The sequence below is a fragment of the Georgenia sp. Z1491 genome, assembly GCF_057652395.1.
On the sequence record NZ_CM172729.1, the window covers coordinates 2,177,259 to 2,196,582 of the forward strand.

The 19,324-nt window shown below is 74.4% G+C and carries 17 protein-coding genes; all 17 read right to left on the reverse strand.

The genetic code is table 11. The features are described from left to right. Positions 1-20: 20 nt before the first annotated feature. Positions 21-2,267, reverse strand: a complete 2,247-nt coding sequence (locus AC24HA_RS10060) for a primosomal protein N' family DNA-binding protein (protein ID WP_425709468.1) — start codon at positions 2,265-2,267, stop codon at positions 21-23. Positions 2,268-2,408: 141 nt separating this feature from the next. Next, positions 2,409-3,611, reverse strand: coding sequence for a methionine adenosyltransferase (gene metK / locus AC24HA_RS10065; protein WP_463648945.1), 1,203 nt, complete (start codon positions 3,609-3,611; stop codon positions 2,409-2,411). A gap of 5 nt (positions 3,612-3,616) precedes the next feature. Beyond that, positions 3,617-4,960: a bifunctional phosphopantothenoylcysteine decarboxylase/phosphopantothenate synthase gene (locus AC24HA_RS10070; RefSeq protein ID WP_425709470.1), complete on the reverse strand. Its 1,344-nt coding sequence runs from the start codon at positions 4,958-4,960 to the stop codon at positions 3,617-3,619. A gap of 34 nt (positions 4,961-4,994) precedes the next feature. Continuing rightward, complete coding sequence (gene rpoZ / locus AC24HA_RS10075) at positions 4,995-5,258, reverse strand: DNA-directed RNA polymerase subunit omega (protein WP_425709471.1); 264 nt, start codon at positions 5,256-5,258, stop codon at positions 4,995-4,997. Positions 5,259-5,320: 62 nt separating this feature from the next. Continuing rightward, a complete protein-coding gene (gene gmk / locus AC24HA_RS10080) occupies positions 5,321-5,929 on the reverse strand; it encodes a guanylate kinase (protein WP_425709550.1) in 609 nt (202 codons plus the stop codon). A 74-nt stretch (positions 5,930-6,003) separates the two neighbouring features. Next, complete coding sequence (mihF, locus tag AC24HA_RS10085; protein WP_425709472.1) at positions 6,004-6,315, reverse strand: integration host factor, actinobacterial type; 312 nt, start codon at positions 6,313-6,315, stop codon at positions 6,004-6,006. Between the two features lie 287 nt (positions 6,316-6,602). Continuing rightward, positions 6,603-7,520 (reverse strand): orotidine-5'-phosphate decarboxylase, encoded by a 918-nt coding sequence (gene pyrF / locus AC24HA_RS10090; protein ID WP_425709473.1) that lies wholly within the window; start codon positions 7,518-7,520, stop codon positions 6,603-6,605. After that, on the reverse strand, positions 7,517-10,900 hold the full coding sequence (gene carB, locus AC24HA_RS10095; RefSeq protein ID WP_425709474.1) for a carbamoyl-phosphate synthase large subunit: 3,384 nt from the start codon (positions 10,898-10,900) through the stop codon (positions 7,517-7,519). Before carB ends, pyrF begins: the two co-directional genes overlap by 4 nt. Further along, positions 10,900-12,105 (reverse strand): glutamine-hydrolyzing carbamoyl-phosphate synthase small subunit, encoded by a 1,206-nt coding sequence (gene carA, locus AC24HA_RS10100; RefSeq protein ID WP_425709475.1) that lies wholly within the window; start codon positions 12,103-12,105, stop codon positions 10,900-10,902. Before carA ends, carB begins: the two co-directional genes overlap by 1 nt. Next, positions 12,106-13,437, reverse strand: coding sequence for a dihydroorotase (locus AC24HA_RS10105; RefSeq protein WP_425709476.1), 1,332 nt, complete (start codon positions 13,435-13,437; stop codon positions 12,106-12,108). Further along, positions 13,434-14,441: an aspartate carbamoyltransferase catalytic subunit gene (locus AC24HA_RS10110; RefSeq protein ID WP_425709477.1), complete on the reverse strand. Its 1,008-nt coding sequence runs from the start codon at positions 14,439-14,441 to the stop codon at positions 13,434-13,436. The genes AC24HA_RS10105 and AC24HA_RS10110 overlap by 4 nt, the downstream gene beginning before the upstream one ends. Then, a complete protein-coding gene (pyrR, locus tag AC24HA_RS10115; RefSeq protein WP_425709478.1) occupies positions 14,438-15,151 on the reverse strand; it encodes a bifunctional pyr operon transcriptional regulator/uracil phosphoribosyltransferase PyrR in 714 nt (237 codons plus the stop codon). Before pyrR ends, AC24HA_RS10110 begins: the two co-directional genes overlap by 4 nt. 79 nt (positions 15,152-15,230) lie before the next feature. Beyond that, a complete protein-coding gene (nusB, locus tag AC24HA_RS10120; RefSeq protein ID WP_487563497.1) occupies positions 15,231-15,851 on the reverse strand; it encodes a transcription antitermination factor NusB in 621 nt (206 codons plus the stop codon). A gap of 93 nt (positions 15,852-15,944) precedes the next feature. Next, positions 15,945-16,502, reverse strand: coding sequence for an elongation factor P (gene efp, locus AC24HA_RS10125; RefSeq protein WP_425709480.1), 558 nt, complete (start codon positions 16,500-16,502; stop codon positions 15,945-15,947). A gap of 150 nt (positions 16,503-16,652) precedes the next feature. Next, on the reverse strand, positions 16,653-17,153 hold the full coding sequence (locus tag AC24HA_RS10130; protein WP_425709481.1) for a hypothetical protein: 501 nt from the start codon (positions 17,151-17,153) through the stop codon (positions 16,653-16,655). Continuing rightward, positions 17,150-17,761 carry a hypothetical protein gene (locus AC24HA_RS10135; protein WP_425709482.1) on the reverse strand — a complete coding sequence of 204 codons (612 nt, stop codon included), beginning with the start codon at positions 17,759-17,761 and terminating at the stop codon, positions 17,150-17,152. The genes AC24HA_RS10130 and AC24HA_RS10135 overlap by 4 nt, the downstream gene beginning before the upstream one ends. A gap of 10 nt (positions 17,762-17,771) precedes the next feature. Then, positions 17,772-19,262 (reverse strand): HNH endonuclease, encoded by a 1,491-nt coding sequence (locus tag AC24HA_RS10140; RefSeq protein WP_425709483.1) that lies wholly within the window; start codon positions 19,260-19,262, stop codon positions 17,772-17,774. Positions 19,263-19,324 lie beyond the last annotated feature (62 nt).

Consider the following 19,324-nt stretch of genomic DNA (forward strand, 5'->3'; position numbering starts at 1 on the left):
GGCGCGCGGCGTCGACGCGCTCAGAGCATGTCGGTCGGCGCCACCTGCACGCGCACGGTGCCGGGCTCCTTGCGCGCGGACCGCGCGGCCGCGGCGGCGGCGAGCAGCGGTCCCAGCTCCACGTCGTCGGCCGCCCGCAGCACGGCACGCGCCTGGGGTGTCTCGGCGGGTCCGTCGCGAGCCGCGTCGCGGGCGGAGCGCCCAGGCCCTCGTGCGTCGGTGGCCGGCGGGTCGACGGGCACCGGACCGAGCACCTCCACCCGGTCGGCCCGCGCGTCCGCGGCCAGGTGGGCGAGGAACGAACGGAGCGCGGCGGCTGCGCCCTCGGCCACGGCCACGGGCACGGCGGGAGGCAGCGAGAGCTCGGCACGCTCGCCGAGCTCCCGCTCGGCGAGCCCCACCGGGTCCCAGCGCACCAGTGCCTGGGCGACGTGCGGGGCCGGCCGTCCGAGCAGCAGGACCTTGCCGCCGTCGGTCGCGGGCCGCACCAGGGCCGCGGCGCTCACCCACCGCCGCAGCGCCTCCTCGGCGGCAGCGAGCCCGGGCCGGGCGGTCGCGACCCCGCCGTCCAGCAGCAGTGCCGCGACGTACCCGCCCTCCGCGGTCGGCTCCGCGCCGGGCGTGGCCACGACGAGCCGCGGACGGTCGTCGACCGTCCTGGCCACGCCCGTGTCCTGGCCCGCGTCCGAGGCCAGGACCGGCACGCCCGGGAAGGCACGGCCCAGCTCGTGGGAGGTGCGTCCGGCCCCGACGCGGATCGCCCGCAGCGACGGCGAGCCGCAGTGGGGGCAGCGGAAGTCGGCGGCGGCGCGGGCGCACCAGCGGCAGCTCGGCGGTCCGCCCGCGCGCGTGGCCTGCAGGGGGCCGGAGCAGTGCCGGCAGCGGGCGGGCTCACGGCACCGTTCGCAGGCGAGAGCGGGTACGTAGCCGGCGCGCGCCACCTGGACGAGGACGGGCCCCGTGGCGAGCGAGTCGCGCACGAGCCGCCACGCCGCATGCGGGATGCGGGCCGCCGCCGCGGGGCCCTCGGCGGCGAGGTCGAGGTCCGTCGGTGCCGTGACGCGCGGCGTACGGGAGCGCACGAGGGAGCGGTCGGCCGCGAGGGAGGCGGCGACGCCGGTGGCCACCAGGTGCTGGGCGGCGACCGATCGCCCGACGCCGATGATCGCCAGCGCCGCCCGCTCCCCCGACGTCCGTGGCCGGTCCTCGCTCGCGGTCGCGTCCTGCTCCTCGTCCAGGTGGCGCGCCAGCAGGACGTCACGGACGTGGGGGTAAGGTGCGCGCGGTTCCGCGAGCCGGTCGTCGCCGTCGTCGACCACGACGACGAGACCCAGCCGAGCCACCGGTGCGAAGGCCGCCGACCGGGTGCCGACGACGACCCGAGCCTGCCCGGTGAGCGCGCGCAGGAATGTGCGGTACCGGCGCGCGGTGCCGTCGTCCGCCGACAGGCGCACGACGTCGGCGATCCCCGCCTCGTCCAACGCGCCGGCGACGTCGTCGACGTGCCGGGCGGTCGGGGCGACGACGAGCGCACCCCGTCCGCCGTCGAGCGCGGCCCGGACTGCGCGCACGACGAGCGCGGGCGTGGTCCCGGGCAGCGCGGTGACGACCGCGGCGGGCGACTCACCGGCCGCGACGTGGGCGAGGAACGCGGGTCCGGCGGTGAGCTCGGCCCACGCGCCGGGATCCACGGGCGGCGCCGGGACCGGTGCCGGTGCTGTCTCGCTGCTGCCCGGACCGTCCTCGCGTACCGGCGCGTCCGGGCGGCGCGCCCCGTCGGCGTCGAGGGGCTCGTGCTGGTGCGCGGGTCCGTCCTGACCGGGAGCGGCCTGGTCGGCCCCCCTCATCGACTCCTCTGTGCCGGCATGGCGGGGCGGAACGGCGAGGCGGACGACGTCGGCGGTCGTGCCGCCGTGTGCCCGGGCGACGGCGCGGCAGAGCCGGGCGACCGGCTCGGCCAGCACCGGCACGGCGCTCACCGCGCGCCGGAGCGGGGCGAGGTCGGAGCGCGTCGTCCCGCGCGTGCGGGCGGTGACGTACCCCCCGAGCTCGCGACCGGCGAAGCGCACGCGCACCCGGGAGCCGACGGCGACCCGGTCGGCCATCGCCGGTGGGACCAGGTAGTCGAAGGGCCGGTCGAGGTGGGCGAGCGGGGTCTCCACGAGCACGGAGACGACGTCGGCGTCCGGGTCCCCCGCGCCGCCGGGCGGAACCGCGGCAAGGTCGACGAGCTCGCCCAGGGAGGGCTGCTCGGCTCGGGGGGTCATCGCCACATCACATCACGGAGCGCCGACGGCGGGGCCGACCGCCGGGGCGGTCTGTGCAGGACGCGCGCGGGGAGGCACCTGTGGGCCGGCGCCGTCGGCCGCGTCGCGCTCACACCCCGCCGGGCTCGGGCCCCGCCGGACTCAGGCCGCGGCGGCGCGCAGGGCCTCGACGCGGTCGAGGCGCTCCCACGGGAGGTCGAGGCCGGGCCGGCCGAAGTGGCCGTACGCCGCCAGCGGCCGGTAGATCGGGCGGAGCAGGTCCAGGTCCCTGATCACGGCGAGCGGTCGCAGGTCGAAGACCTCCCGGACCGCCCGTTCGATGGCCTCCTCGGGGACCGTGGCGGTGCCGAAGGTCTCGACATACAGGGAGACCGGGGCAGCCTGACCGATGGCGTAGGCGACCTGGACCTCGCAGCGCCGGGCCAGTCCCGCGGCGACGACGTTCTTTGCGACCCACCGCATGGCGTAGGCCGCGGACCGGTCGACCTTGCTCGGGTCCTTCCCGGAGAAGGCGCCGCCGCCGTGGCGGGACATGCCGCCGTAGGTGTCGACGATGATCTTGCGTCCGGTGAGCCCCGCGTCCCCCATCGGGCCGCCGAGCACGAACCGGCCGGTCGGGTTGACGAGCAGCGCGAGCTCGGCGGTGTCGACGTCGGCCGCGACGCCCGCGAGCTCGGCCGCGAGGACCGGCTGCACCACCAGCGTGCGGACGGCCTCGTCGAGCATCGACCCGGTGACGTCCTCGTCGTGCTGGGTCGAGACGACGATGCCCGTGATCGCGGCCGGGCCGCCGCGGGAGTAGCCCACGGTGACCTGGGTCTTGCCGTCGGGCCGCAGCCACGGGACCTGGTGCTCACGCCGGACCGCGGCGAGCTGCTCGGCCAGCCGGTGCGAGAGGTGGATCGGCAGCGGCATCAACGTGTCGGTCTCGTCGGTGGCGTACCCGAACATCAGGCCCTGGTCGCCGGCGCCCTGCACGTCGAGCGGGTCGATCTCGCCGAGGTCGTCGCGGGTCTCGAGGGACTTGTCCACGCCGGCGGCGATGTCCGCGGACTGCTCGCCGACGCTGACCGACACGCCGCACGACCGGCCGTCGAAGCCGACCTCGGAGGACGTGTAGCCGATCGCGCTGATCTCGCGCCGGACGATGGTGGGGATGTCGACGTACCCGTTGGTGCGGATCTCCCCCGCCACGTGGACCTGACCCGTGGTGACGAGGCACTCGACGGCGACCCGCGCGTCCGGGTCGACCTCGAGGAGCTCGTCGAGGATCGCGTCGGAGATCCGGTCGCAGATCTTGTCCGGGTGTCCTTCCGTGACGGACTCGGACGTGAAGGTGCGCAGCTGGGTCACCGCTGAATCGTAGGCTCCGCCAGTCGATCGACGATCGCGTCGAGCAGGATGTCCGCCATCTGGGCCTTGCTGCCGGCGCCGGTGGTCACGACCTCGCCCGCGGCGTCGAGGATCGTCAGCTCGGTGTCGACATCGCCGAAGCCGACCCCGACCCCGACGGCGTTGACGGCGAGCAGGTCGGCGCCCTTGCGGATCGCCTTCGCCCGGCCGTGGTCGAGCACGCTGCCCGTCTCGTCCCCGGTCTCGGCGGCGAACCCGACGACGAGCCGGCCGGGGCGGGACCGGTCCGCCGCGAGCCCGGCGAGGATGTCCGGGTTCTCCACGAGCTCGATCGTGCGTCGGCCGCTGCCGTCCTTCTTGCCCTTGGTCCCGGCCACCTCGGCCGGCCGGAAGTCGGCGACGGCTGCCGCCATGACGATGATGTCGGCCTCCGCGGCAGTGTCCTGGACGGCCTCGGCCAGCTCGAGGGCGGAGCCGACGGGGACGACCTCGATCGCGAGCTCGTCGGGCAGCAGCGCGCGCTCGACGTTGGCCGCGAGGAGGGTCACCCGGGCGCCGCGGTCGGCCGCGGCGCGGGCGATCGCCACGCCCTGCCGGCCGCTGGACCGGTTGCCGATGAAGCGGACCGGGTCGACCGGCTCGTACGTGCCACCGGCCGAGACGATGGCCGTGCGACCGGCCAGGTCCTGGCGACGCGGCGGGCACGCGCCGGACGAGAGCGGAGCGGGGACCTGCGCCGAGTCGGCACCCGACGGGGCGGCACCCGACGACGCCGCGACCGGGCGGCCGCCAGGGGTCAGTCCGACCAGCGCGAGGCCGGCGGTCACGATGCGCTCGGGCTCGGGCAGGCGCCCCGGCCCGGTGTCGGCACCGGTGAGTCGGCCGGAGTCGGGGTCGAGGACGGTGACGCCCCGGGAGCGCAGGGTCGCGACGTTGGCGACTGTGGCCGGATGCTGCCACATCTCGGTGTGCATCGCGGGCGCCAGCAGCACCGGGCAGGTCGCGGTGAGCAGCGTCGCGGTGAGCAGGTCGTCCGCGAGGCCGGCGGCGGCCCGGGCGAGGGTGTGCGCCGTCGTGGGAGCGACGATCACGAGGTCCGCGTGCCGGCCGAGATCGACGTGGTCGACGGCGGTGGCGCCGTCCAGCACGCCGGCGCGGACGGGCTGCCCGGACAGCGCCTCGAACGTCGGTGCGCCGACCATCTCCAGGGCCGTGGCGGTCGGCACGACGCGGACGCGGTGGCCGGCCTCGGTCAGCAGGCGCAGGACCAGGGGGGCCTTGTAGGCGGCGATGCCGCCGGTGACACCCAGGACGACGTCGAGCCGGCGGGGGGCGCGCACGCCCTCTCCCCCGGTGCTCGACGTCACGACCGGATCAGTCCTCGGTACGGGTGAGGGTGAGCTGCCCGGCGTTGATCTCGCGCAGCGCGATCGACAGCGACTTCTCCTCCGGGGCCGACGGCACGAGCGGGCCGACGAACTCCAGGAGACCGTCCTGCAGCTGCTGGTTGTAGGTGTTGATCTGACGCGCGCGCTTGGCGGCGTAGATGACGAGCGCGTACTTCGAGTCGACGGTGGTCAGGAGCTCGTCGATCGGCGGGTCCGTGATGCCGATCGGCTCGGCGACTGTTCCGGCCATGGGTCCTCCTCGCATGATGGGTGCGCTCGCGCGTGAGGGCGACGGGCACACGGACCGCCATCCTAGCGTGCGGGCTGCCGGACCAGGCCCAGGAGCCCGGCAAGGGCCAGTGCGGCCTCGGTCACGTCGGAGTTGACGATGATCTCGTCGAACTCCGCGACGGAGGCCAGCTCGACGTCGGCGGTGGCGAGCCTGCGCTCGCGCTCCTCCTCGGTCTCCGTGCCCCGACCGACCAGGCGCCGGACGAGCTCGACCCGGTCGGGCGGGGCGAGGAACACGTGGCGGGCCCCGGGCAGTGCGGCGCGCACCTGGCGGTGGCCCTGCAGGTCGAGCTCGAGCAGGACCGCCCGACCGGCGGCGAGCTGGTCGACGACGGCGCGGCGCGGCGTGCCGTAGCGGTGGACGCCGTGGACCACCGCCCACTCGAGCATCTCGCCGGAGTCGACGGCCTCGTCGAACTCGTCCGAGGTGAGGAAGTGGTAGTGCACGCCGTCGACCTCGCCGGGCCGGATCGGCCGCGTGGTGGCCGACACGGAGTACCACAGGTCCGGGTACAGGCGCCGCAGCTCGGTGACCACGGTGCCCTTGCCGACGGCGGTCGGCCCGGACAGCACGGTCAGGCGCGAGGTGTCGACGGGCGCGTGGTCGGGCCCGTGGGTGGTCTCCCCGATCGGTGGCGTCTCGTTCGGCACCGCGTCATTGTGTCAGGTCGACGGGCACGGTCGTCAGTCGCCGGTCGCGATCGTCAGCCGAACCGCTCGACGAGCCGCGAGCGCTGGTGCGGGCCGAGCCCACGCACGCGCCGGGACTCGGCGATGTTGAACTCCGCCATGATCGCCCGCGCCGTGGAGGAGCCGACGCCGGGCATCGCCTCGAGCAGCGCGACGACCTTGAGCTTGTTGAGCGCCTCGTCGTCCGGTGCGCGGCTGAGCACGTCCGAGAGCTGCAGGGCGCCTGCCTTGAGCTGGGACTTGACCTCGGCGCGCACGCGACGCGCCTCGGCGGCCTTGGCCAGGGCCGCAGCCCGTTCGTCGGCCGTGAGCGGGGGGACTGTCACAACGACCACCTCGTCAGTTGGTGAACACCGGTCCGGAGTAGAGGCTGACCCTAGCCCGGGAGACGCGGGTCACGCCAGATGAACACGCAGGTCCGTCCGGGCATCCGGGACGTACCGCGTGGGCGACGACGCGGTGAACGGCGCGTCGCCGGTCCGCCGCACTCCCCCTGCGGGTGCTCCGCCGCCCTGCCACCGCGCCGCGCGCGGGTCGCCCCGGCGGTCGGCCCTCGGGTGTCGCAGGCGGTCGCCCCGCGGGTCGCCCGGACGATCGTCCCGCGGGCCGGGGCTCACCGTCCGCGCAGCGCGCTGGTCACCACGGCGGCGGTCTCACGGGCGGCGCTGCCGACGGCGCCGCGCTGCGGACCGGCGGCGAGGACCGCCCGGGAGGCGGCGGCGAGCACCCGGTGGCGGGCGGGTCCGAACACGGCACGCAGCTCGTCGGGGCCGGCGCCCTGCGCGCCGACTCCCGGGGCGAGGATCAGCCCGCCGAACCCGTCGAGGTCGAGCCCGAGGTCCGTGGCCGCGGTGCCGATCGTGGCCCCGACGACGAGGCCGACCGGCCCCGGCGACGCCTCGGCGCCCAGACGGGCGTTGGTCGCCTCTGCCCAGGCCGCGACCTGACCCGCCACGGACCTGCCCGGGCCGCCGGCGTGCTGAACCGCGGAGCCCTCCGGGTTCGAGGTGAGGGCCAGCGCGAAGACGCCGCGACCGCCCGCGTGCGCGAGCTGGACGGTCTCGTCGAGCGAGGCGGGCCCGAGGTAGGGCGAGACGGTGATCGCGTCCGCGGGCATCGCGGCGTCGTCGGCGAGGTGCGCGGCCGCATAGGCTGCCATCGTCGAGCCGATGTCGCCCCGCTTGACGTCGAGGATCGTCAGCACGCCCGCCGAGCGCGCGGCCACCAGCACCTCCTGCAGGGCCGCCCAGCCGGCCGGGCCGTGCCGCTCGAAGAACGCCGACTGCGGCTTGAGGGCCGCCACGGAGCCCGCCACCTCGTCGACGACGCGCAGGCCGAGCTCGCGCGCCCCGTCGGCGGTGTCCGCCAGCCCCCAGGACGCAAGGACGCCGGCGTGCGGGTCCACGCCGACGCACAGCGGCCCGTGGTCGTCCATCGCGCCGGCGAGCCGCTCGCCGAACCCTGTGCGGGGAGCAGGTGCGTGGCGCCCGGATGACGCGTCGCCGGCCGACTCGCCGCCGGCCTGCGTCATGCGCTCGCCCCGGCCGCGGGAGCGGCACTACCGGGAGCGGCGCTGCCAGGAGCGGCGGCGCCCGCCCGGCCCAGGCCGAGGCGCTCGTCGCGCGCGGCGTCGAGGTCCTGGAGGGAGGCGACGTCGAACGCCCCGGCCCGCTCGGCCTCGATGGCGCGCACCGCGACGACGAGCTGCGCCGTCGTCGTGATGATCGCGCGGTCCACGGCCGTGGTCGCGGTACGGATCTCGTACCCGTCCGCGCGCGAGCCCTGCCCGCTGGGGGTGTTGATGACCATGTCCACCGAGCCGTCGGTGATGAGGTCGATGATCGTCGGCTCGCCGTTCGGTCCCCGCCCCTCCGAGTGCTTGCGCACCGTCGTCGAGGGGATGCCGTGGCGCAGGAGGACCGCCGCGGTGCCCTCGGTGGCGAGGAGCTCGAACCCGAGGTCGACGAGCCGGGCGGCCGGCCCGGCGATGTCCCGCTTGTCCCGGTCGGCGACGGACACGAACACCCGACCGCCGCTCGGCAACCCGCCGAACGCCGCGGTCTGGGACTTGGCGAAGGCGACCGGGAGGGTCGGACCGACCCCCATGACCTCACCCGTGGAGCGCATCTCCGGCCCGAGGATGGAGTCGACGACCTGTCCCTCGCGGGTGGCGAACCGCTTGAAGGGCAGCACGGCCTCCTTCACGGCGATCGCGGAGCCGAGGTCGATCGTGGAGGCGTCCACGGCGGGCAGCAGCCCGGACGCCCGCAGGTCGGCGATCGACTCCCCCGCCATCACCCGCGCCGCGGCGCGCGCGAGCGGCACGCCGGTGGCCTTGGCGACGAACGGCACGGTGCGCGAGGCGCGCGGGTTGGCCTCGATGACGTACAGGACGTCGGAGACCAGGGCGAACTGGATGTTGATGAGCCCGTGGACGCCGACGCCTGCGGCGATCGCCTCGGTCGAGTCGCGGATGCGCGCGATCTCGCCGGCGGAGAGCGAGACGGGCGGCAGCACGCACGAGGAGTCGCCGGAGTGGATGCCGGCCTCCTCGACGTGCTCCATGACGCCGGCTAGGTAGAGCTCGGTGCCGTCGTACAGGGCGTCGACGTCGATCTCCACGGCGTCGTCGAGGAACCGGTCCACGAGCAGCGGGGCCGCGCGACGGGTCGCGTCGCCGGCGTGGACGGTGGCGTCGGCGAGGTAGTCGGTGAGGTCGGCCTCGTCGTAGACGATCTGCATGCCGCGGCCCCCGAGCACGTAGCTGGGCCGCACGAGCACCGGGTAGCCGATGGATCCCGCCACGGCGAGCGTGTCCGCCGGGGTCACGGCGGTGCCGTGGGCGGGGGACGGCAGCCCGGCGTCGTCGAGGACGCGGCCGAAGATCTCGCGGTCCTCGGCCGCGTCGATGGCCTGCGGCGGCGTGCCGAGGATCGGCACGCCCGCGTCCGCGAGGCGCTGCGCCAGCGAGAGCGGCGTCTGGCCGCCGAGCTGGACGATGACGCCCTCGACCGGGCCGGCGGCGAGCTCGGCGCGGTAGACCTCCATGACGTCCTCGAACGTCAGCGGCTCGAAGTACAGGCGGTCGGAGATGTCGTAGTCGGTGGAGACCGTCTCCGGGTTGCAGTTGACCATCACCGTGGTGAACCGGTCGGCGAGCTCGAGCGTGGCGTGCACGCACGAGTAGTCGAACTCGATGCCCTGCCCGATCCGGTTGGGGCCCGAGCCGAGGATGATGATGGCCGGCCTCTCCCGGGGCGCGACCTCGCTCTCGGCGTCGTAGGCGGAGTAGTGGTACGGCGTCTGCGAGGCGAACTCGGCGGCGCACGTGTCGACCGTCTTGAACACCGGGTGCAGGTCGAACGCCCGGCGCACCTCGCGCACGGCGTCCTCGGACAGGCCGCGCAGCTCCCCGATCTGGACGTCGGACAGGCCGTGCCGCTTGGCCCGCGCGAGGACGCCGGAGGTGAGCGCGTGCGCGCCGGCCACCTCCTGGGCGACCTCCTCGACGAGCACCATCTGGTCGAGGAACCACGGGTCGATCCAGGTCGCCTCGAAGAGCTCCTCGACGCTCGCGCCGCCGCGGATCGCCTGCTGCACGTCGACGAGGCGGTGCTCGGTGGGCGTGGCCGTCGAGGCGACGAGTGCGGTCAGCTCCTCACCGGCGGGCGCCTCGCCGCGCCAGTGGAACTGCTGGCCGGACTGGTCCAGGGAGCGCAGCGCCTTGCCGAGCGCCTCGGTGAAGTTGCGACCGAGCGCCATGGCCTCGCCCACGGACTTCATGGTGGTGGTGAGCGTGGGGTCCGCGGCGGGGAACTTCTCGAACGCGAACCGCGGGACCTTGACGACCACGTAGTCCAGCGCCGGCTCGAAGCTCGCGGGCGTGGAGCCGGTGATGTCGTTCGGGATCTCCGGGAGCGTGTAGCCGATGGCCAGGCGCGCTGCGATCTTGGCGATCGGGAAGCCGGTCGCCTTCGAGGCCAGCGCGGAGGACCGGGACACGCGGGGGTTCATCTCGATGACGACGATGCGGCCCGTGCTCGGCTCGACCGCGAACTGGACGTTGCAGCCGCCCGTGTCGACGCCGACCTCCCGCAGCACCGCGATGCCGATGTCCCGCATCCGCTGGAACTCGCGGTCGGTCAGCGTCATGGCGGGCGCCACGGTGATCGAGTCGCCCGTGTGGACGCCGACCGGGTCGACGTTCTCGATCGAGCAGACGACCACGACGTTGTCCGCGTGGTCGCGCATGAGCTCGAGCTCGAACTCCTTCCACCCGAGGATCGACTCCTCCAGGAGCACCTCGGTGGTCGGCGAGAAGTGCAGGCCGGCGCCGGCGATGCGGTCGAGGTCCTCGCGCGTGTGGGCCAGGCCCGAGCCGAGGCCGCCCATGGTGAAGCTCGGGCGGACCACGAGCGGGAGCCCGAGCTCGTCGGCGGCGGCGTGCACCTCGTCGATCGAGTGCGCGATGACCGAGCGGGCGGACTCCCCGCCGGCGCGCTCGACGACCTCCTTGAACGCGAAGCGGTCCTCCGCCTTGTTGATGGCGTCGACCGAGGCTCCGATGAGCTCGATGCCCAGGCGGTCGAGCACGCCGGAGTCGTGGAGCGCGATCGCGGTGTTGAGCGCGGTCTGGCCGCCGAGGGTGGGCAGGATCGCGTCGGGCTTCTCCTTGACGAGGATGGCCTCGACGACCTCGGGGGTGATCGGCTCGACGTAGGTCGCGTCGGCGACCTCCGGGTCGGTCATGATCGTCGCCGGGTTGGAGTTGACGAGGACCACCCGCAGGCCCTCCTCGCGCAGCACGCGGCAGGCCTGGGTTCCGGAGTAGTCGAACTCGGCCGCCTGGCCGATGACGATCGGGCCCGAGCCGATGACGAGGACGGAGCTCAGGTCGGTCCGGCGGGGCATCAGTTCTCCTCGGAGGTGGTGGGGGTCGCGGGCTCGGCGCCGCGGTGGGCGGCCATGAGCGCGAGGAAGCGGTCGAAGAGGTGCTCGCCGTCGTGCGGTCCGGCGGCGGCCTCGGGGTGGTACTGGACGGAGAACGCCGGCAGGTCCAGCGCCCGCAGGCCCTCGACCACCTGGTCGTTGAGGCCGACGTGGCTGACCTCGACCCGGCCGTAGCGGCCGTCGTCGTAGGGCGCGACGGACTCCCCCTCCACGGGGGCGTCGACGGCGAAGCCGTGGTTGTGCGCGGTGATCTCCACGCGGCCGCTCGCCTTGTCCAGGACCGGCTGGTTGACGCCCCGGTGACCGTAGGCGAGCTTGTAGGTGCCGTAGCCGAGGGCCCGGCCGAGGAGCTGGTTGCCGAAGCAGATCCCGAAGAACGGGATCTGCTCGTCGAGGATGCCGCGCAGCAGCTCCACCTCGTGCTCGGCCGCGCCCGGGTCGCCGGGGCCGTTGGAGAAGAACACGCCGTCCGGCGTCAGCGCGAGCACCTCGGCGAGCGTGGTGTCACGGGGGACGACGTGGACGCGCGCGCCGCGCTCGGCGAGCTGGGCGGGCGTACGGGCCTTGATGCCCAGGTCGACGGCGACGACCGTGGCGACGGGCTCGCCGTCGGGCTCGATGGTGTACCGCTCACCGGTGGAGACCTCGCCCGCGAGGTCGGAGCCGGACATCGCCGGAGCGTCCCGGACGACGTCGACGAGGACCCGGGTGGCCTGCGGGTGCAGGTCCGCGGCGCCCGCGGGCAGCGCGGAGCCGGAGAAGATCCCGGCGCGCATGACGCCCGCCTCGCGCAGGTGGCGGGTGAGCGCGCGCGTGTCGACCTCGCAGATCCCGACGACGCCCTCGGCGGTCAGGCGCGCCTCGAGCCCGCCGGTGGCCCGCCAGCTGGACGACCGCCGGGCGGCGTCGCGCAGGACGTAGCCGGCGACCCACACGCGGTCGGACTCGTCGTCCTCGTCGTTGACGCCGGTGTTGCCGACGTGCGGCGTCGTCATCACCACGATCTGGCGGTGGTAGCTCGGGTCGGTCAGGGTCTCCTGGTAGCCGGTCATGCCGGTGGAGAAGACGATCTCACCGAGTGTGCGGCCGCCCGCGCCCCAGGCAGATCCTCGGTAGGTGGTGCCGTCCTCCAGGACGAGCAGGGCGGGTGTGCGCTCGGCGCTCACTCAGGACTCCTTCTTCTCGGGCATGCCGGCGAGGTCGTCGACGAGGGACCCGTCGAGGACGGTCGCCCGGCCGGCGTAGAACGTGTGCGTCACGGCGCCACCCAGCTCGCGGCCCGCGAACGGCGAGTTGCGGGACCGCGAGGCGTGCGCCGCGGTGTCGACGGTGCGTCGGGCGGCCGGGTCGACGAGGGTGAGGTGGGCGGGGGCGCCGGGAACGAGCTGCCGGCCCTGGTCGGCGACGCGGCCGATCCTCGCGGGCGCGGTCGACATCACGCGGGCGACCCCGGCCCAGTCGAGCAGGCCGGTGGCGACCATCGTCGTGGTGACCACGGCCAGGGCGGTCTCCAGCCCGGTCATCCCCATCGCGCCGGCGGCCCACTCGGTGTCCTTGTCCTCGGCGGCGTGCGGGGCGTGGTCGGTGGCGACGATGTCGATCGTGCCGTCGGCCAGCCCGGCGCGCACGGCCTCGACGTCTGCCGCGGTGCGCAGCGGCGGGTTGACCTTGTACAGCGGGTCGTAGTCGCGCACGAGGTCGTCGGTGAGCAGGAGGTGGTGCGGCGTGACCTCGGCGGTGACGTCGATCCCCCGGGCCTTCGCCCAGCGGACGATGTCGACCGAGCCGGCGGTCGAGAGGTGGCAGACGTGCAGCCGGGAGCCGACGTGCTCGGCGAGCAGGACGTCGCGGGCGATGATCGACTCCTCCGCGACCGCCGGCCAGCCGGTCATGCCGAGCTCGGCGGAGACGACGCCCTCGTGCATCTGGGCGCCCTCGGTCAGGCGCGGGTCCTGCGCGTGCTGCGCGACGACGCCGTCGACCGAGCGGACGTACTCCAGCGCCCGGCGCATGAGGACGGGGTCGCTCACGCACCGGCCGTCGTCGGAGAACACGGTGACGCCGGCCGCGGAGCGGTGCATGGCGCCGAGCTCGGCGAGCTGGGCACCGGCCAGGCCGACGGACACGGCGCCGACGGGTCGGACGTCGACGTAGCCGGCCTCGCGGCCGAGGCGCCAGACCTGCTCGACCACGCCGGCGGTGTCGGCCACCGGCATGGTGTTGGCCATCGCGTGGACGGCGGTGAAGCCGCCCGCGGCCGCGGCTCGGGAGCCGGTGCGGACGGTCTCGGTGTCCTCGCGGCCGGGCTCGCGCAGGTGGGTGTGCAGGTCGACGAGGCCGGGCAGCGCGACGAGGCCGTCGGCGTCGACCCGGACGGCGTCGGACGAGGCCTGCGCGGCCGCGTCGTCGCCCACGGCGGTGATCGTCCCGCCCGAGAGCAGGAGGTCGGCCCGGTCCCCGCCGAGGGGCCGTGCCCCGGTGATGAGGTAGCTGGTCATGACGTGGTCCCTTCGGAGCCGGCAAGCAGGAGGTAGAGCACGGCCATGCGCACGGCGACGCCGTTGCGGACCTGCTCGAGGACGACGCTGCGCTCGGAGTCGGCGGCGTCGGCGGAGATCTCCAGGCCGCGGTTCATCGGGCCGGGGTGCATGACGATGCCGTGCGCCGGGAGGAGCGCGAGACGGGCGGCGTCGAGCCCGTAGAGGCGGTGGTACTCCTGGGCCGAGGGGAAGAACCCTCCCCCGCCGGCGGACATCCGCTCGTGCTGGACGCGGAGCATCATCACCGCGTCGGGCGCGGCCTCGAGGGTGGCGTCGAGGTGGTGCTCGACGCGCGCGGGCCAGGCGCCCACGCCCACGGGCAGGAGCGTCGGCGGGGCCACCAGCGTGACGTCGGCGCCGAGCGTGGTGAGCAGGTCGACGTTCGACCGCGCCACCCGCGAGTGCAGGACGTCCCCGACGACGACGACGCGCGCCCCGGCGAGGTCGCTGCCCGGCGGGGCCGGGGTGTCGGTGGTCGGGGGCTCCCCGGGCGCGGGTTCCTCGGCACGCGAGTGCAGGTGGCGGCGCAGCGTGAAGGCGTCGAGGAGGGCCTGCGTGGGGTGCTGATGGGTGCCGTCGCCCGCGTTGAGGATCGGGACGTCGGTCCAGCCGGCGTGCGCGAGGCGGTGCGGCGCGCCGGAGGCGGGGTGCCGGACGACGACGCCGTCCGCGCCCATCGAGCGCAGCGTGAGCGCGGTGTCCTTGAGCGTCTCGCCCTTGGACACCGAGGATCCCTTGGCCGAGAAGTTGATCACGTCGGCGCTCAGGCGCTTGGCCGCCGCCTCGAAGGAGATGCGCGTGCGGGTGGAGTCCTCGAAGAAGAGGTTGACGACCGTGCGGCCGCGCAGGGTGGGGAGCTTCTTCATCTCCCGTTCCTGCGTGGCGGCCATCTGCTCGGCGGTGTCGAGGATGCGCACGGCCTCGGCGCGGGAGAGGTCGGCGGCGGAGAGCAGGTGCCTCATCGGTCCCCCTCCCCGACGATCCGGACGGACTCCGGCGTGCCGCCGACGGCGTGGGTGCCGGCGTCGGTGTGGATGGCGGCCGCGACCTCGTCGGCAGTGCGATCGGTAGTGCCGCCGGCGTCGGTCGCGGCGATGATCCCCGCGTCGGTCTCCGCGAGCGAGACCCGCACGCTCTCCTCCCGGGAGGTCGGCAGGTTCTTGCCGACGAAGTCGGCGCGGATCGGGAGGTCGCGGTGGCCGCGGTCGACGAGGACCGCGAGCTGGACCCGGCGCGGTCGGCCCAGGTCGGACAGGGCGTCGAGCGCCGCGCGGATGGTGCGCCCGGAGTAGAGGACGTCGTCGACGAGGACGACGGTGCGGCCGGTGAGGTCGACCGGGATGTCGGTGCGCTCGAGGCCGCGGACCGGGTGGTCGCGCAGGTCGTCGCGGTACATCGTCGTGTCGAGCGAGCCGTGCGGGACCGGCTCGGCGAGGTCGGCGGCGCGCGCGACGCGGGCCGCGAGCCGGGCGGCCAGCGGGACGCCGCGCGTGGGGATGCCGAGCAGGACGAGGTCGTCGGTGCCCTGGTTGCGCTCGACGATCTCGTGCGCGATGCGGGTAAGCGAGCGGTCGATGTCGCTCGCGGTGAGGACCTCGCGTCCGGCTCTCTCGCCGGCCGGCGTGGGTGATGTGGATGTGGGGTCTGCGGATGCAGCCGGGTCGGGGCACATGGTGCCGTGACCTCCTTCCCTGCCTCGCTGGACAGATCGTTAAAGGATGTCGGTGCGCCCAGGGTACGCCGGGCGCGGGTCAGATCCGGTAGAGGTCCTTGTTCCTGGACACCTCGCCGAGGACGCCGCCGACGAACCGCGGGGAGTCGTCGGTGGAGAGCCGGCCGGCCAGGTAGGTCGCCTGCTCGATGGCGACCCCATCCTGGACGTCGTCGAGGAAGACGACCTCGAAGACCCCCAGCCGCAGCAGACCACGGTCGACCGCGGGCATCCGCCTGAGCGACCAGCCGTGGGAGGTGGCGGTGAGGATCTCGTCGATGATCGTCAGGTGGTCGGCGACGCCCTCGACGAGCTCGACGGCGTAGGCGGGCAGGCCGTCCTGCGCGATCGTGCGCCCACCGCGCTCGGCGAGGACGGCGAGCAGCCGGTCGCCGTCGGTGACCAGGCCCTTGGCGTCGGCCTCGAACAGGACGTCGAGCGCCCGGTGACGCGCCTTGGTCCGGGCGGTGGCGTGGAAGGCCCTGCGCACGCCCTGGGTGTCCGAGGTGCTCCCCCGTACCGAGTCCGACCGGTCCGCGCTCACGCGGACCGCGCCGGCGGGCACCTCGTCCTCGGTCGTGACCTCGACCGGAGTCGGCTCGTCCTCGGTCAGCGGCGCGGGCAGGTCCTCGGTCGACGGCACAGCTTCGTCCTCGCTCACCTGCGCAGGGACGTCCTTACTCACCGGCGCGGAGCCGGTCGGCGCGCGGTCGAGGCCCTGGTCGTCCTCGCGCGCGGGTGTCTCTCCGCCCACTCAGGCGCGTCCGAGGTAGTCGCCCGAGCGGGTGTCGACCTTGACCTTGACGCCCTGCTCGAGGAACAGCGGGACCTGGATCTGGTAGCCGGTCTCGAGGGTGGCGGGCTTCGTGCCGGCCGAGGAGCGGTCGCCCTGGAGGCCGGGCTCGGTCTCGGTGACCTCGAGCACGACGGAGGCGGGCAGCTCGACGAAGAGCACCTGATCGTCGTGGGTGGCGACGACGACGTCGGTGTTCTCGAGCATGAAGTTCGCGACGTCGCCGACCACCTCGGGGCGCACGGGGATCTGGTCGAACGTCGCGGAGTCCATGAAGATGAAGTCGGTGCCGTCGTTGTACAGGTACTGCATGTCGCGGCGGTCGACCGTGGCGGTCTCGACCTTGACGCCGGCGTTGAACGTCTTGTCGACGCCCTTGCCGGACAGGACGTTCTTCAGCTTGGTGCGCACGAACGCGGGGCCCTTGCCCGGCTTGACGTGCTGGAACTCGACGACCGACCAGAGCTGGTTGTCGATCTTCAGCACCATGCCGTTCTTGAGGTCGTTCGTCGATGCCATGCGTGTGCCGTCCTTAGCGTCGGGAGTCGTCTCGGTCGTGCTGTCTCGATGCTGCCGTCCCGGCCCCGCCGGGCGCGTGGTCGGTGCCGGGGCCCGCGATCGTGGCCCGCGACCGGCCGTCGGCCTGGCCGCAGGGGCCCGGGCAGCGGTTCAGGATATCGCGACGAGGACACCCAGTCCCGCGAGCCCCCATGATGCCGCCCACAGGTAGGAGGCGAGCGTGCCGATGATGAAGCGCTCGGCCGTGAGTCCGGCGACGACGACACGCGGCGGGACCGGACGCTCCTGAGGGTCGCCCTGCAGGACGATCGGGGTCTCGTCGTCGCGGCGTCCGACGCCGGAGCAGTGGTCCGCACGCAGCTCGGGATAGCGCCCCAGGCCCTTGAGCGCGAGGACCACGGCGACGACCTCGGGGAAGCCGGTGACCAGGCCGCCGGCGATAGCGGCGCGCTCCAGGTAGCCGATCCACTGCCCGCCGCGGTCGAGGCCGACGGGGTGGGTGACGAGTCCGGGCGTCCCCTCCCTCCCACCGCCGGTCACCGTGAAGCGCCGCAGCAGCCGGGCGACGATGGGGCTCCCCGTCAGGGCGGCGCCGACGGCGGCGACGAGCACGAGGCCGGCCGTGACGAGCCCGAGGAGCCAGCCGTTCACGGGGTCTCCCCCTCGGCGTCGGCGACCATGCCGGCGACGTGCGGCAGCGCGGCCAGCTCCTCACGGACACCGGCGACCCGGACCCGGTCGTGGACCGCCTGGTAGGTGATGCCGAGCTCCTCGGCGACGGCACGCTGGGTGACGCCGGTGACGAGGCGGTCGGACACCTCCCAGCCGGCGTCGGACCTCGTGCGTCTCAGGGCACCGACGAGGTGGAGCACGGCGGTGGCGGCCTCGGCGGCTCCCTCGTCGGCACCCCGCACGACGATCGGGTACGGCGACGCCTTGCTCCGCGCGGTCTCCACCGCGTCCCGGGCGAGGACGAACGCCGTCCCCGACGACGCGCTCGCGCTGTCCGCGAGCGGTGAGTCCACCGGTCCGGCGCCGACCCCCACCGCCCAGTCCAGGCGGGCGAGGCGCAGCGCGACGTCGACCGCAGCGGGGGCGCTCGAGAGCACGGCCTGAACCTCGTCGCCGACCGTCCGCTCGAACGGGAGCACGACGGCGCGGCCCGCTCGTCGCTGCCATGGAGCCAGTTCGGCGAGGATCTCGTCCACGAGAACCCCCCGCTGGGTCGACCGATTCTGATCGGCGGTGACGACGAACATGCGATCAAGGCTATGTTCTTGATTGCAGAGGATCAAGGGGATGATCGGGGGCGGTTGGCCCGGCCCTTTCGCGGGCGATCTCCTCGTCGTGCGCGCGGAGTGCCTCCCGGTTCGCGGCGACGCGGGCCCTCAGCGAGTCGACCCGCCTGTCGGTGACGTTCTGGGCGAGCGTGGATCGGCTCGCGGCGTAGCGGTGCCCGGTCGGCGTCGTCACGGTGAGGCTCGTCGCCGTCGACTCGTGGGTCCAGCCGGCGTTCTCCTTGGCGAGGTTGCACCGCTGGCACAGGCCCGAGGCGTTGGCGAGGCTCGTCTCTCCGCCCTCGGCCCACGGGGTGGCGTGGTCGACCTGCCGGAAGTCCGCCCCGCAGAAAGGGTTGCGGCAGATGTCGTCGCGCAGGCTCACGAGGTGCCGCAGCGAGGCGGGGAACCCTCTGGCACGTGAGTCGACGCCGTCGATCTGCCCGTTCTCGGGCCGGACCCACAGGCGGCGCAGGGTCACGTCGGCCGCCTGGGCCTCGGAGAGGTAGCCGCGGGCCACCGCGGCGGGCACAGGGCCGTGCCCGGGCAGCCAGGCGGACTCGGGTCCGCCGAGCAGCGTCTCGTCGGTCATCACCAGGGTGAGCGCGACGTCCCGCGGCTCGCTGACGTCCGTGCCGGTCACGCGCTCGACGAGGAGGTCCGCACCGATCTGCGCGTTGCTCCGACCGTCGGCGGCGCCTGCTGTGACGGCGCTCCCGGAGTCGCGGTCGAGCGTGGTCTTCACCCGCACGGCGTCCGCCACGGTGAGCAGGGCGGTGAGATAGGCCATCCCGTTCGGGGCCGGGCGGACGTTCACGCGACGCTCGCTGGTGGCACGCTGCATGCGCAGGACGGCGCCGGCCTGGTCGAGCTCCTGGGCGAGCTTGCGCGCCCGGTTGCCGGCCTGCCGGTCACCCATCGCGGGGAGGTCGGGTGCCAGCGCCTCGTCGACGGCGCGGCGATCCTCCGGGGTGAGGAAGGCGATCTCCCTCGCGACCAGCGTGGCGCGCCACTCGGACACCTCACCGGCCTCCATGAGCGCGAAGGTGCGCGGCATCTCCGTGGTGAGGCAGCGGGCGAGACGTAGGTGTACGCCGCCCTGGCTCGGCGACTCGCGGCGCGCCAGTGCGATCTCGTCCGCCACTCCCCTGCCCTGGAGCTCCGCCGGCACACCGCGGTGATCCTCGTCGTCCCGACGCATGTCCTCCAGCGCCACAGAGGCTCGCGCCTGCAGGGCCTCGGCGGCGCACTTGAGCGACTCGACCGCGGAGACGACCGCGATCACCTCGGCCTGGCTCGCGACCTCGAGGTCCGCCAGGGCGCGCGAGAAGCTGGCGATGCCCTCGGCACCTCGAAGGGCGGCAGGAGGCATGACCGGCTCTACGGCATCCGTGGCTGCACCGACGGGGACGCCGGAGTCGCCGCTCGGCGAGCCGCCGTCGGGACCACCCTCGCCCGAGCCCGGCGTCCACTCCGTCGTCATACCGCTCACCTCCCCCGTCCTGTCACTGACCGCCGACGGATCCCTGTCCACCGACCGCGCCA